The organism is Citrobacter sp. wls829, from assembly GCF_005280825.1.
Classification (GTDB): Bacteria; Pseudomonadota; Gammaproteobacteria; order Enterobacterales; family Enterobacteriaceae; genus Citrobacter; species Citrobacter gillenii.
In genome coordinates, this window is record NZ_SZWP01000045.1 from 1 (window position 1) to 12,977 (window position 12,977).

Annotated in this window: 12 protein-coding genes and 1 pseudogene; 4 read left to right on the forward strand and 9 right to left on the reverse strand. The window is 52.7% G+C overall.

Going from position 1 to position 12,977, the window contains the following annotated elements; all coding sequences use genetic code 11:
• Nucleotides 1-22: 22 nt before the first annotated feature.
• The 3 genes and pseudogenes from FDW88_RS06520 to FDW88_RS06530 form a co-directional block, all read right to left on the reverse strand.
• Nucleotides 23-745: pseudogene (locus FDW88_RS06520) on the reverse strand (NtaA/DmoA family FMN-dependent monooxygenase); the annotation flags it as partial.
• A 25-nt stretch (nucleotides 746-770) separates the two neighbouring features.
• Entirely contained in the window at nucleotides 771-1,892 is a 1,122-nt protein-coding gene (locus FDW88_RS06525; RefSeq protein WP_115258466.1) for an amidohydrolase, read from the reverse strand.
• Entirely contained in the window at nucleotides 1,892-2,890 is a 999-nt protein-coding gene (locus tag FDW88_RS06530) for an MsnO8 family LLM class oxidoreductase (RefSeq protein WP_137362245.1), read from the reverse strand. Before FDW88_RS06530 ends, FDW88_RS06525 begins: the two co-directional genes overlap by 1 nt.
• A gap of 496 nt (nucleotides 2,891-3,386) precedes the next feature.
• Between FDW88_RS06530 and FDW88_RS06535 the strand changes: the two genes are divergently transcribed.
• On the forward strand, nucleotides 3,387-4,928 hold the full coding sequence (locus tag FDW88_RS06535; protein WP_137362246.1) for a PAS domain-containing methyl-accepting chemotaxis protein: 1,542 nt from the start codon (nucleotides 3,387-3,389) through the stop codon (nucleotides 4,926-4,928).
• Nucleotides 4,929-5,074: 146 nt separating this feature from the next.
• The gene (gene ansP, locus FDW88_RS06540; RefSeq protein WP_096756999.1) at nucleotides 5,075-6,517 is read left to right on the forward strand and encodes an L-asparagine permease; all 1,443 of its coding nucleotides are present in this window, start codon (nucleotides 5,075-5,077) and stop codon (nucleotides 6,515-6,517) included.
• 43 nt (nucleotides 6,518-6,560) lie between these two features.
• Here the strand turns inward: ansP and FDW88_RS06545 are convergent, their stop codons facing one another.
• The 4 genes from FDW88_RS06545 to FDW88_RS06560 form a co-directional block, all read right to left on the reverse strand.
• On the reverse strand, nucleotides 6,561-6,782 hold the full coding sequence (locus FDW88_RS06545; protein WP_096756998.1) for a YgdI/YgdR family lipoprotein: 222 nt from the start codon (nucleotides 6,780-6,782) through the stop codon (nucleotides 6,561-6,563).
• Between the two features lie 137 nt (nucleotides 6,783-6,919).
• Nucleotides 6,920-7,981 carry a YncE family protein gene (locus tag FDW88_RS06550; protein WP_115258463.1) on the reverse strand — a complete coding sequence of 354 codons (1,062 nt, stop codon included), beginning with the start codon at nucleotides 7,979-7,981 and terminating at the stop codon, nucleotides 6,920-6,922.
• A gap of 195 nt (nucleotides 7,982-8,176) precedes the next feature.
• Entirely contained in the window at nucleotides 8,177-9,211 is a 1,035-nt protein-coding gene (locus FDW88_RS06555) for an NADP-dependent oxidoreductase (RefSeq protein WP_137362247.1), read from the reverse strand.
• 69 nt (nucleotides 9,212-9,280) lie between these two features.
• Complete coding sequence (locus FDW88_RS06560; protein ID WP_137362248.1) at nucleotides 9,281-9,856, reverse strand: XRE family transcriptional regulator; 576 nt, start codon at nucleotides 9,854-9,856, stop codon at nucleotides 9,281-9,283.
• Between the two features lie 37 nt (nucleotides 9,857-9,893).
• Between FDW88_RS06560 and mddA the strand changes: the two genes are divergently transcribed.
• Nucleotides 9,894-10,412 carry an L-methionine sulfoximine/L-methionine sulfone acetyltransferase gene (mddA, locus tag FDW88_RS06565; RefSeq protein ID WP_096756994.1) on the forward strand — a complete coding sequence of 173 codons (519 nt, stop codon included), beginning with the start codon at nucleotides 9,894-9,896 and terminating at the stop codon, nucleotides 10,410-10,412.
• The gene (locus FDW88_RS06570; RefSeq protein WP_096756993.1) at nucleotides 10,409-10,858 is read left to right on the forward strand and encodes a DMT family transporter; all 450 of its coding nucleotides are present in this window, start codon (nucleotides 10,409-10,411) and stop codon (nucleotides 10,856-10,858) included. Before mddA ends, FDW88_RS06570 begins: the two co-directional genes overlap by 4 nt.
• A gap of 87 nt (nucleotides 10,859-10,945) precedes the next feature.
• On the opposite strand, the gene FDW88_RS06575 is transcribed toward FDW88_RS06570, so the two are convergent.
• Both FDW88_RS06575 and FDW88_RS06580 read right to left on the reverse strand, forming a co-directional pair.
• On the reverse strand, nucleotides 10,946-11,179 hold the full coding sequence (locus tag FDW88_RS06575; protein WP_096756992.1) for a YdcY family protein: 234 nt from the start codon (nucleotides 11,177-11,179) through the stop codon (nucleotides 10,946-10,948).
• A gap of 17 nt (nucleotides 11,180-11,196) precedes the next feature.
• Nucleotides 11,197-12,795 (reverse strand): ABC transporter substrate-binding protein, encoded by a 1,599-nt coding sequence (locus tag FDW88_RS06580; protein WP_137362249.1) that lies wholly within the window; start codon nucleotides 12,793-12,795, stop codon nucleotides 11,197-11,199.
• Between the last annotated feature and the right edge of the window lie 182 nt (nucleotides 12,796-12,977).

The window sequence follows — 12,977 nt, forward strand, 5'->3', positions numbered from 1 at the left end:
GCACGAAATCTTATTTATTCAACAAAGCCTCCTGATGGGTGAAAATGGCGTCAGCGTGTGTTGCTGCTAATTTCTTGCCATCCTCAGAAGCGCCAGCCTGAAATATAATCGGCCTGCCCTGCGGTGTACGGGCAATATTTAAGGGGCCGGCAACCTGGAAATAATCGCCATGATGATTGAGCGTATGCAGTTTCTGCGGATTAAAGAATTCACCGCTCGTTTTATTGCGGGTAAACGCATCCTCTTCCCACGAATCCCACAATCCTTTGACCACCTCCAAATATTCATCGGCAATACGGTAGCGTTGAGCATGTTCCGGGTGCTGCGCGCGAGAATAGTTCTTTGCTGAACCTTCCAGGGGCGATGTCACCACATTCCATCCAGCGCGCCCCTGGCTGAGATGATCGAGGCTGGCAAACTGTCTCGCGGTGGTAAACGGTTCGCTGTATGACGTTGAAACCGTGCCCACCAGTCCCAGATTGTTGGTGATGCTCGCCAGTGCCGACAATACCGTTAGCGGTTCAAAGCGATTTAAAAAATGTGGGATGGATTTCTCATTGATATACAAACCATCGGCAACAAAAATAAAATCCAGTTTACCTTGCTCGGCAATTAATGCAGTATCTTTGACAAACTCAAAATTAATGCTGGCATCGGCAAGTGCTGCCGGATGACGCCATGCTGACATATTCCCGGAGGCACCATGCAGAATAGTGCCCAACCGTAATTGCCTTTTTTTAGCCATAGTACCCCCTACCCAACAGGTAAAATTAAAGGTGTGTGAATGCCGTTTTCGCTAAATGCGTAAAGTACTGCGCGGCGGGTTCAATTAATCGTTCGTCAGGATTAAATCCCGGATGGTGTAATCCGTATTCGCTGGCGCTGCCAATACTGACAAATGCCCCGGGCGTATTTTGCAGATAGACGGCAAAATCCTCTCCACCCATATGCAGATCGGCATAGTGCGTCGTGTACCCGGAGGTTTTTGCCACCTCGGTGGCAATCTCTGCCCAGCGCGAATCGTTGACCAACGCCGTGGGGCCCGCGTGCCAGATAACATCAATTTGTGCGCCAAAGGCGTGGGCAAATCCGGCGGCGATGTCATTCACCCGTGATTTGACCTGCTGCTGAACGACTGTGCGATGGGTTCTGAGCGTCCCTTCCAGCTCAACGGATTCTGGCAGCACGTTCCACGTGTTGCCGCCCTGAATACGGGTCACGCTCAACACCACCGAATCCAGCGTGTTAACCTCCCGGCTGGCCACGCCTTGCAACACCGTCACCAGTTGGCTGGCAAGCAGAATGGCATCTTTGCCTTCATGTGGCCGAGCGGCATGTGCGCCTTTGCCATGGATACGCAGCACGACACGATCGACGTTGGCATAAAATGCGCCGCCACGCGTGGCAAACTCACCCACCGGTAAGCCAGGCTCGTTGTGCATACCGAAAATCGCCGCTACGTTTTGTAGCGCCCCGGCGCGGATTAACGCTTTCGCGCCACCAAAGTTTTCTTCCGCAGGCTGAAACAGGATACGAACCCGCCCCGGTAATGCGCTTTCTTGCTGTTTCAACAACAGCGCAGCACCGAGCATGACGCTGGTATGCACGTCGTGTCCGCAGGCGTGCATGACCCCCGGCGTAACGGAGCGAAACGCCACATCGGCATTCTCTTCTATCGGTAAGGCGTCGATATCGGCCCGCAGGGCGATAACATCGTCTCCTCGCCCAACCTCAGCCACCAGACCGGTGCTCAGTTCAAAGGGCAAAATGTTGACGTCGGCAGCACGCAACCAGTCGCGAATACGTGCTGTAGTCGCCACCTCCTGTAAGGACAGCTCCGGATACTGGTGCAGTTCACGGCGCCAGCCGATAAGCGTCGAGGCCAATGACATCAGACGACCTCCACAGCGGAATGGGCCTGCGCCAACAAATGCAGCGATGTCAGACGCGCATGACCTTCTGCTAGCGGGGTATCGATAATAAATTCATCAATGCCGTACTGCGCGTGCAGGCTGTTCAGCTTTGCGGCCACATCTTCGGCCGTTCCGTGCAACAACGCCTGCGCTCGACGGGCAATTTTTCGTGGCACGCTACCCGCCTGTGCGGCGAATGCCAACGCCTGCTCTTCACTGGCCACCGTCACGCGTTGACCATCTTCCAGCTCAACGCCCCATATTTGTACGTTCTCCGCCAATTGCGCGGCAGTCTCCGGATTGTTCGCCACAATCACCTGCACGGCGACAATCGTCGGGCGCACACTGCTGGCTTGCCAGTAAGTCAGAACATCGCGCAGCAGCGTCGGGTCACCGTTCAGGTGCGCGGCAAAGATGAAATTCCAGTCAGACTCGGCCGCCAACTGTGCGCTTGGCACGCTGGCCCCCAACACGAATCTTTGCGGCGGAGAGGGCGGGATCGGCGTCGGAAATACCGCGTGCCCGGTTTCCGTCCCGGTCAATGCCAGCCAGGCATCGAGCTGCGAAAGCTGCTCGGCAAAGCTGCCCTTTTCACTCTGATGTAGCCCCTGCTGGAGCGCCTGCGTTGACAGCGGTAGACCGCCTGGGGCTTTCCCCACGCCGAGATCAACGCGCCCTGGGGCCAGTGATGCCAGTAAATTGAAGTTTTCCGCTACTTTATACGGGCTGTAATGTTGCAGCATAACGCCACCAGAGCCAACGCGGATACGTTGTGTTTGGCCAAGGATCCAGGCGATCACCAGCTCCGGTGACGGACTGGCTAGCTGCGGCGTATTGTGATGCTCCGCTATCCAAAAGCGGTGGTATCCCCACGCCTCTGCCTGCTGTGCCAGCTGTAGCGTACGGGCAAGCGCAATGGCAGCAGTTTCGGTTTCCCCTACGGGGCTTTTATCGAGAATACTCAGGCGATATGACATGTTACAGGCTCACGATTGTTAACATGTCGTCATTATTAAATTATCAAACAACCATTCAGAAACATTTAATTCACATTTACTCAGCTAAAAAATCGCTAACCAACCTTACTTCTACTACGGGTAAGGTCTCTCCTGGGCAGGTATAAGAAGCAGAAAAAACATACCCTACAAAATATAATAGGGTTACTGTTTATGCCAGAAACCCAACAATATCATTTTGCGGTAGTTTTATTTTTGCGCACTATATTTATGCTGAATTTAATTTAAGTCAGCTGAAGTATCTCTTTAGGTTATACACTTGTATTTATTGTTTCATATTTATGACCATTAACAAACCGCATACAATAAAAATTTTATTTGAAATACTTTCGTCAGGCTAATGATTAGTAGAGAATGCAGCGTTTCTTATTAAAAATGGTTTAAAACAGCTTTTTAATATCCCCTGGTATTATTCCGGGGATTTTTGTATGACTTGAACATACCACCAGGGACCGCTATGAAAAGTAACATGCCCGTTACACAAGTTGAGCACACACTTAACGCGAAAGCGACGCTGCTGTCGACGACGGATAAAGAGAGCCATATTACCTATGCCAACACGGCTTTTATTGAAGCCAGCGGCTTTAATGAAACCCAGCTCATGGGCGAACCCCACAATATTATTCGCCATCCCGATATGCCCTCTGCCGCCTTCGCCGACATGTGGCACACTCTCCAGCAGGGTGACAGCTGGACCGGGATGGTGAAAAATCGCCGGGAAAATGGTGACCATTACTGGGTTCGCGCCAATGTCACCCCCGTCTGGCACCGCGAAAAATTAACCGGCTACATCTCTGTGCGTACCGTTCCATCACGGGAAGAAATAGCCCAGAGTGAGCAGCTGTATGAAAAAATAAATAGCCAGCAATTTAAAGGTTTCCGACTGTTTAAAGGCATTATTATTCGTCGTGGCATACTGGCATGGACCTCTGCGTTTAAATGGTTAAGCATAAGTCAGCGAGTCAATTATGCTTTAGGGGTAGTAGCCCTGCTCTGCGTATTATTAACACTCGCACCGGTGAATTCATTTATTCAGGCTGGCGGAATGATCGTGCTATTTCTGCTATTTGGTGTTTACCTTAAGTGCCAAATTTGTCAGCCAGTTAATACGTTGCTCAGTCAAATGAAAAAGGTTGTCTCCGGCCGAAAACCCGATAACTGTCATTTAAATCGCGTAGATGAAATCGGGATGCTGATGCGACTGGTTAATCAATCCGGGCTGAATCTAAATTCTCTGGTGGATGATGTCAGTACACAAATCGCCGGGATCCGCGAAATCAGTCAACGGGTATCAAAAGAAGGCGTTGCACTGCATACACGTTCCGAAGAAACCTCCGCTGACCTGCAGCAAACCGCTGCCGCCATTGAAGAAATTGGCAGCGCGGTGCAACAAACCGCCGATACTGCCGCACAGACGATGACCATGGCCGATAAAACCAGCGTCAACGCGACGGAAGGCGGCGATATCATGAAACAGACCATCGGCATGATGCAGGCTATCTCGCGTGATAACAGTCAGATCGTCGACATCATCGGTGTTATCGACAGTATCGCCTTTCAGACCAATATTCTGGCGCTGAATGCTGCCGTCGAGGCCGCACGCGCCGGGGAGTCCGGTCGTGGTTTTGCCGTTGTGGCGGCGGAAGTGCGCAACCTGGCGCAGCACTCCGCCTCAGCCGCCAAAGAGATCAAGCAGCTAATTGAAAAGAACGTCGCGAACGTCAACTCCGGCGTAAAAATGGTGGAGCAGACGGAAACGCATCTCACGGGCATGATCGGTGACGTATTGCAGATGTCGATGATGATTAAAGACATCAGCCTCGCGACGCGGGAACAAACCCAGGCGCTGGATCTGATCAATGACTCGATTTCACGCGTCGGCACCATGACCCACACTAACGCCGAGATGGTGGAACGTGTCACTGATGCCACCGCCGATTTAACTCAGCGTTCCTCACGACTGCAGCAGGCCGTTCAGGTCTTTGGCGTATCGGCATGATGCAGGCTTTGCGTCACTGATTAATTGACTGTAGGATGCTCGGCCGACAGTTTTCCCCTCTAACACAATGAAGGGTAACGCTGTTTTCGCCGCTGCATGGGCGGCAAAAAGGATTTTGTTAATTTGTCAGGCCAACAGGAAACGCAATGAACACACACAACACGCAAGCCGCAGAACAACATGCGGCGAAACGACGCTGGCTGAATGCTCACGAAGAGGGGTATCACAAAGCGATGGGCAACCGACAGGTACAGATGATCGCCATCGGCGGCGCGATTGGTACCGGGTTGTTTTTAGGGGCCGGGGCACGTTTACAAATGGCTGGACCCGCTTTAGCGCTGGTGTATCTGGTATGCGGTATTTTTTCATTCTTTATTCTTCGTGCGCTCGGAGAACTGGTTCTGCACCGCCCTTCCAGCGGCAGTTTTGTCTCCTACGCCCGTGAGTTCCTGGGAGAGAAAGCGGCCTACGTGGCTGGCTGGATGTACTTTATCAACTGGGCGATGACCGGGATCGTCGATATCACCGCTGTCGCGCTGTACATGCACTACTGGGGGGCGTTTGGCGATGTGCCACAGTGGGTATTTGCCCTTGGTGCGCTGGCGATTGTTGGTACCATGAACATGATTGGCGTGAAATGGTTCGCCGAAATGGAGTTCTGGTTTGCGCTGGTCAAAGTGTTGGCAATCGTGATTTTTCTGGTGGTTGGTACGGTCTTTTTAGGTACCGGACAACCGCTGGACGGTAACACCACCGGGTTTCATCTGATCACCGATAACGGTGGCTTCTTCCCGCACGGTCTGTTACCCGCGCTGGTGCTGGTACAAGGTGTGGTCTTTGCTTTTGCCTCTATTGAACTGGTGGGTACGGCCGCCGGAGAATGCAAAGATCCGCAAACCATGGTGCCAAAAGCGATCAACAGCGTGATTTGGCGCATTGGCCTTTTCTACGTTGGCTCAGTCGTACTGCTGGTGCTGCTGCTGCCATGGAACGCCTATCAAGCGGGCCAAAGTCCGTTTGTGACCTTCTTCTCGAAACTCGGCGTGCCGTATATCGGCAGTATCATGAACATTGTGGTGCTGACCGCCGCCCTTTCCAGCCTCAACTCGGGGTTGTATTGCACCGGGCGAATTTTACGTTCGATGTCGATGGGCGGTTCAGCCCCCAAATTTATGGCGAAAATGAGCCGTCAGCAGGTCCCATGGGCTGGGATCCTCGCCACACTGGTGGTGTATGTGGTCGGCGTTTTCCTCAACTATCTGGTGCCTTCGCAGGTGTTTGAGATCGTGCTGAACTTCGCGTCGTTAGGAATTATTGCGTCGTGGGGATTTATCGTGGTGTGCCAGATGCGTTTGCGTCAGGCCATTAAAGACGGCAAAGCGGCAGATGTCAGCTTCAAGCTACCGGGCGCGCCGTTTACCTCGTGGTTAACGTTGCTGTTCCTGCTAAGCGTGCTGGTGCTGATGGCCTTTGATTATCCGAACGGCACCTACACCATCGCGTCGTTACCGTTGATTGCTATTCTGCTGGTTGCCGGATGGTTTGGCGTGCGTAAACGCGTGGCGGAAATCCAGCGCACCGCGCCGTAATCGCATTCAGGCCTGACAGCGTATCCCCGTCAGGCCTGCTTTCTTAGTTGGCTTCGATTAACTGCGCAACATCATTGCTGTTAATTTCCCGCGCGTTGCCATCCTGATCGGTATAGCTGGTCATCCCGGTGTCTTTATCCAACTGCGGTTTGCCCTGGGTGACGATAGTTTGCCCACTTTTCGTGGTCATGACGTAATCCGTTGAACAACCTGCCAGAGTAAACAGCATTACGCCTGCGCAAAGGCAGATAAATGGCTTTTTCATGATATTCCTGTGTTATGCAATGAGCCGATAAGGACCTAGTGTAAGTCCCTGATGTTTATCAGGCCAGCGATGGGGTGTAACGAGGCGTATCGTGGGGTATGGATAAATAACAGGAGGGGTTTCCCCCTCCGGGTAAATTACAGCGCGATGCGAATCACATCATCCGGCTGTGTGGCTTCCTGCTCACGTGAAGATTTTTGTTTCACGCTAACATACAGGGTTTTACCATCAGCGGAGAGCGCCAGGCTGTTCGGGAACGTCGGGGTGTCGAATGTTTTGACGACTTTATAGCTTTTCGCGTCAATCACACTGACCTTACCGGCCTGACGATGCGTCACGTAGGCTTCATTGCGCGCAGGGTTGAACAGCACAGCCAGAGATTCCGGCGCGGCGACTTTCGCCAGTACTTTGCCGTCACGGGTATCAATCACCAGCACTTCTGCCGCTTTAGAATCGGTAATAAACGCGCGGTTACCAGCGGTATCCAGGCTCAGGTTGATAAAGAAATGCTCTTTGCCGTCATCCAGCAGCTTTTTGCGGCTGAGAATTTTATTGTCTGCGGTATCGATGGTAATAAACTCACCGTCAGCATTGGTGGTGTACAAGCGTTTAGCCTTGCTGTCGACAGCCAGACCGGTGCTCATTTTACCGGTGTTAGCAATGGTGGTTTTCAGTTTGATGGTTTCACCGTCGACCACCCAGATCACGCTCTCTTTACCAATCCCGCTGATGTAGACCGTGTTGGTGGCGTCATCGGCTACCAGCTGACGCGGCTGCAGCGGACGGACATCTTCCGAACGTTTACGCGCATCCAGTACCAGACGGCCTTTTACGTCGCCGGTTTTAGCATCCATCGCGGTGACCGCACTGTTGACAGTATTACCAAACCACAGGGTCTGCGTCGCATTGTTGATGGTGGCGCCAAACGGTTTCAGGTCGTTATGAATCGCCTGAGTTACTTCCAGCGTGATCGGATCGAGACGGTAAACCACCCCGCCCTTATCCAGCTTACGACTCTGGGAGGTGGCAAGCCACAGCGCGTTTTCCTGTTGGCTGTACGCCATTTCGTAGGCGCCTTTGCCTACCGCTTTGCGCAGCAGTTCTTCCGCAGCCTGCGTACTAAAAGAGGATGCAACAAGCAGTGAACCTAACAGTAAAGAACCACGCAGACGCGGTGAAAACAGATGACGTAAAGACATGACGACTCCCTTTGATAAATTCATTTGTTACTGCTTCACAATGCTTCAATCAGCAAAATCATGGTTTTGCCTTCTTAAGAATGAGAATAGTAATCATTATTTATCTCAAAGTGGAGTGTTTATTCGCTTTCTGGCAACAACCTTCTTATTTTCTCCATAAATGCTTAACGTGCCGCTCACAAACAGAGTTCGCGATTAATCTTCAGCGAGCCGGATCACAACCTTGCCAAAGTTTTTCCCGGTCAGCAGACCAATAAAGGCTGCCGGAGCATTCTCCAGCCCCTCCGTAATCTGTTCCCGGTACTGGATTTTGCCTTCTTTGACCCAGCGTCCCATCTCCTGCTGGAACTCATGAATGCGATGACCGTAATCCTGACCAATAATAAAGCCCTGCATCCGGATGCGCTTTTTCAGTATGGTGGCCATCAGCAGCGGTAAGCGGTCGGGACCTGCCGGTAACGCCGTGGCGTTATAACCGCTGACCAGCCCACACACCGGAATGCGCGCAGAGGTGTTGAGTAACGGCAGCACCGCGTCGAAGACTTTGCCGCCAACGTTTTCATAATAGATGTCGATCCCCTGCGGACAAGCCTGCGCCAGCTGTTGCGCGAAATCAGGCGCATGGTGATCGAGGCAAAGATCAAAGCCGAGCACCTCGGTGGCATGACGACATTTTTGCGCCCCACCGGCCACGCCGACTACCCGACACCCTTTGAGTTTGCCAATTTGCCCGACGGTTGCGCCTACCGGCCCGGTGGCTGCTGCCACCACCAACGTCTCTCCGGCTTTAGGTTGGCCGATATCCAGCAGCCCCATATACGCGGTAAAGCCCGGCATGCCCAACAGACCTAACGCCCAAGATGGATGTTCAGGGTTATCGCCTAATTTTACCAGCCCGCTACCATCGGAAATGTCGAAATCCTGCCAGCCGCTGTAGCTCAACACCCATTCACCAACGTGATAATCAGGATGATTTGATGCCATCACCCGGCTGACGGTACCGCCGACCATCACCGCGCCAATCTCCACCGGGGGAGAATATGAAGGCTCATCGCTCATGCGACCGCGCATATAGGGATCGAGAGACAGATACACGTTGCGCAGTAAAACTTGCCCTTCCCCGGGAGTGGCGACAGTATCCTCTTCCAGACGGAAATTACTGAGTACCGGAGCGCCATGGGGGCGTGAAGCCAGTACCCAGCGGCGATTGCGTTGCAGTTGTTGACTCATTGATGTTCTCCTCTGCTTTTGGCATGAATCCATCAATAGTAGACGCCCCGCGCTAGCGATGCTTTCACATTAATTGCCGACGGCGTTTAACCGCACAACCAGATAAACACAGGGTTGTGCGGTTTCATTAATAAATCGGCAGTCATTCGGCGGGCCGAGTTCCAGACAATCACCGGCCTTCATTTCGTGGCGCGTGTCCCCTTCGACAAACACTAACTCCCCCTGCTGCAGCCAGATTAGCTGTCTGGCCTGCACGTAGGACGAAGCGGGCATGGGAATGTCGCTCCCGGCTGGCAGTTCTATCTGCACCAGATCGATGGGCAGATCGCTGCGCGGGGAGACGTGGCGGCGCAGATAATGGCTTTGCGGATCGTGCCAGACTGGCTGGTTGGCGAAGTGCAGAAGCTTCCCCTCCTGCATTTCAGCCCGCGCCATCAGCGTTGACATGCTGATGCCAAATGCCCCGGAAAGCCGCCCCAGCAGCGTTGCCGTTGGACTGCTCTCGCCACGCTCAATTTTATGGATCATGGCCCGCGACACGCCCGCGCGCTCGGCAAGTTCCGTCAGCGACCAGCCGCGAGATTCCCGTTCTATGCGAATTCTTGCACCGATCCGTTGATTTATGCTGTCTTCAATAGTATTCATATTGTAATACTATAGTGAACAACACCTGAGGTTCAACATGTCAATTCGCTTTGCCAGTAAAGAAGACTGCGCCGCTATTGCAGAAATCTACAATCACGCGGTGCTGCATACGGCGGCTATCTGGAACGATCAAACTGTTGATGCCGAAAACCGTATCTCCTGGTACGAAGCCCGGCAAATACTGGGGTATCCGGTGCTGGTGAGTGAAGAGAATGACGTGGTCACCGGGTATGCGTCTTTCGGCGACTGGCGTAATTTTGATGGTTTTCGTCATACCGTTGAGCATTCGGTGTATGTGCATCCGGATCATCAAGGCAAAGGCCTGGGGCGCGCATTACTCAGCCGGTTGATTGATGAGGCCCGCAGGTGCGGTAAGCATGTGATGGTCGCGGGCATTGAGTCGCAGAATCAGGCATCGTTGCACCTGCACAGCACGCTCGGTTTTGTCTTAACCGCGCAAATGCCGCAGGTGGGGACGAAGTTTGGCCGCTGGCTGGATCTGACCTTTATGCAGCTGCAACTGGACGATCGCCGCGATCCGGACGCACGCGGATGAACTCGACGCTAACCCTCTCCTTTCTGATTGCCGCCGGCATTGGTCTGGTGGTACAGAACACCTTAATGGTACGTATTACTCAGACCTCTTCAACCATTCTGATTGCCATGCTGCTCAATTCGCTAGTGGGGATTGTGCTGTTTGTCAGCATTCTGTGGTTTAAGCAAGGTATGGCGGGGTTTGGTGAGCTGGTTTCCAGCGTACGCTGGTGGACGTTAATTCCCGGTTTATTGGGTTCGTTTTTTGTCTTCGCCAGTATTAGCGGCTATCAAAATGTGGGGGCTGCCACCACCATTGCGGTGCTGGTTGCCAGTCAGTTGATTGGCGGTCTGCTACTGGATATCTTGCGAAGCAACGGCGTACCGCTGCGTGCGCTGGTGGGGCCAGTTTGTGGCGCGGTGTTGCTGGTAATCGGCGCCTGGCTGGTGGCCAGACGCGCGTTTTAATGGCCTGATGGCGCTTTGCTTATCAGGCCAACGGAATATGCCTGTAGGCCGGATAAGGTGTGAGCACCGCCATCCGGCAAGGAAATATCAGAGAATAGTGCCACCTTTGGTGAGCTGCTCGCGGCGGGCTTCCATATCCTCTTTATACTGACGACCATGATGCGCAATCGCCGTGCGCAGACGCTGTTGCTGGGTGTAGCGATCTTCCCGGCTCAGTTCTGCATCATCGCTGAGCGCAATCAGCAGTTCGTTCATATGCGTAATGACGCTCTCTTCAATGGCGGCGTCGACGCGGGCGCTGACCTCATCCAGGTGCGACATACTTTCTCCTTAACTGATTAATTTAATTTAGCTTTTGAAAAATCACTGCCCATCAGGCTAACGCTGTATCCGCTGACGTTACTGCGTGTGGCATAGAACGTTTTGCCGTTTGCCAGCGCGATCCACGGCGCCTGCTGGTAGAAAATCTCTTGCGACTGCTGGTAAAGCGCGGCACGTTCTTGCGGCTTGCTCACCTGTTTCGCCTTTTGCACCAGCGCATTATACGCTTTATCGCACCAGCGTGCGGCGTTGGATCCGGTTTTAATGCTGTTGCAGCCCAGCAGGACATCAGCGAAGTTATCCGGATCGCCGTTGTCAGACATCCAGCCAAACAGCGCGGTGTCGTGCTCGCCCTTACGCATTCCGGAGAGGTACTCACCCCACTCCCAGGAAACGATTTTCGCCTTCACGCCTACCTTCGCCCAGTCGCTTTGGATCATCTCAGCGATCCGACGGGAGTTCGGGTTGTACGGACGTTGAACCGGCATCGACCATAGCGTCGCCTCAAAACCGTTCTCCAGCCCAGCTTTCTTCAGCAGTTCTTTCGCTTTTTGCGGGTCGTAATCGTAGTCTTTCAGATCTTTGTTGAAGCCCAGCATATTCGGCGGAATCGGTGATTTTGCCACCGTCCCCGACCCTAAAAAGACGGCGTTAATGATCGCTTTTTTATCGGTCGCGTAATTCAACGCCTGACGTACCAATACGTTATCAAACGGTTTTTTCTCGGTATTAAATGCCAGATAACCGACGTTCAGTGCGTCGACCGAATGCAGCGTCAGGTCGCTGTTTTTCTTAATTTCCTCAAACTGCACCGGCGCAGGCGCGGGAATTATCTGGCACTCATTGGTTTGCAGTTTTGCCAGTCGCGTTTGCACGTTTGGCGTAATGGCGAAGATCAGGTGTTTGGTCGGAACGTCACCATCCCAGTAGTTCGGGTTGGCCAGATAGCGGATCTGTGAATCCTGCTTATACTGTTGCAGCACGTAAGGTCCAGTGCCAATCGGCCATGTATCGACGTTTTCCGGCGTACCTTTTTTCAGCATCTGGTCGGCATATTCCGCAGAGAGAATGGACGCGAAGTCCATCCCCCAGTCGGCCAGAAACGCCGCATTAGGTTCGTTCAGCACAAACTGGACATGATAATCATCAACCTTCTTCACCTCTTTGATCAGCTTGTCCAACCCGACATCGTTGAAGTACTCATAGTTACCCTGCGAGACGTTATGGTACGGATGATCGGCATCTTTCTGACGTAATACCGAGAACAGCACGTCATCCGCGTTGAAATCACGGGTCGGTTTGAAGAATTTATTGCTGTTGAACTTCACGCCCTGACGCAGGGTAAAGGTATACGTCAAGCCATCCGGGGATATCGTCCAGTCGGTAGCCAGAGACGGCACCGGGGTATTTTTCACCGGATCAAAGTTAATCAGTCGGTTATACAGCACCTGAGAACTGGCCACAAACGACGGACCGGAGCTGGCGATTTGCGGGTTAAAGGATTCGGGAGACGCTTCAGAGCAGTAGATAAGGGTGTCGGTATTGGCAGCAAATGCAGCACCGGTTGGTAATCCCGCGCTGAGCGCCAGCGCGAGCAACGTTTTCCTTGCAATCATTGTTGTATGCCTTCTTATTTTATTATTCAGCTCATTATCAGAGCATAGCTGACAAAAACTGACTAATAACAAATCACTATCAGGTTATTCTTATCCGGTGGTTTTCGCTGATTAATTCGACAGCACCGGTGAAATAATTTCCCTTAAGTCTTTTTCAAAACGTCAAGATTTTTCCCCGTGCT

Coding starts and splice junctions, on each gene's coding strand:
- FDW88_RS06545 (WP_096756998.1), bottom strand. CDS start 6,782: ATGAAAAAGCCATTTATCTGCCTTTGCGCAGGCGTAATGCTGTTTACT.
- FDW88_RS06550 (WP_115258463.1), bottom strand. CDS start 7,981: ATGTCTTTACGTCATCTGTTTTCACCGCGTCTGCGTGGTTCTTTACTG.
- mddA (WP_096756994.1), top strand. CDS start 9,894: ATGTCAATTCGCTTTGCCAGTAAAGAAGACTGCGCCGCTATTGCAGAA.
- FDW88_RS06580 (WP_137362249.1), bottom strand. CDS start 12,795: ATGATTGCAAGGAAAACGTTGCTCGCGCTGGCGCTCAGCGCGGGATTA.
- FDW88_RS06575 (WP_096756992.1), bottom strand. CDS start 11,179: ATGTCGCACCTGGATGAGGTCAGCGCCCGCGTCGACGCCGCCATTGAA.
- FDW88_RS06570 (WP_096756993.1), top strand. CDS start 10,409: ATGAACTCGACGCTAACCCTCTCCTTTCTGATTGCCGCCGGCATTGGT.
- FDW88_RS06525 (WP_115258466.1), bottom strand. CDS start 1,892: ATGTCATTGGCCTCGACGCTTATCGGCTGGCGCCGTGAACTGCACCAG.
- FDW88_RS06535 (WP_137362246.1), top strand. CDS start 3,387: ATGAAAAGTAACATGCCCGTTACACAAGTTGAGCACACACTTAACGCG.
- ansP (WP_096756999.1), top strand. CDS start 5,075: ATGAACACACACAACACGCAAGCCGCAGAACAACATGCGGCGAAACGA.
- FDW88_RS06555 (WP_137362247.1), bottom strand. CDS start 9,211: ATGAGTCAACAACTGCAACGCAATCGCCGCTGGGTACTGGCTTCACGC.
- FDW88_RS06530 (WP_137362245.1), bottom strand. CDS start 2,890: ATGTCATATCGCCTGAGTATTCTCGATAAAAGCCCCGTAGGGGAAACC.
- FDW88_RS06560 (WP_137362248.1), bottom strand. CDS start 9,856: ATGAATACTATTGAAGACAGCATAAATCAACGGATCGGTGCAAGAATT.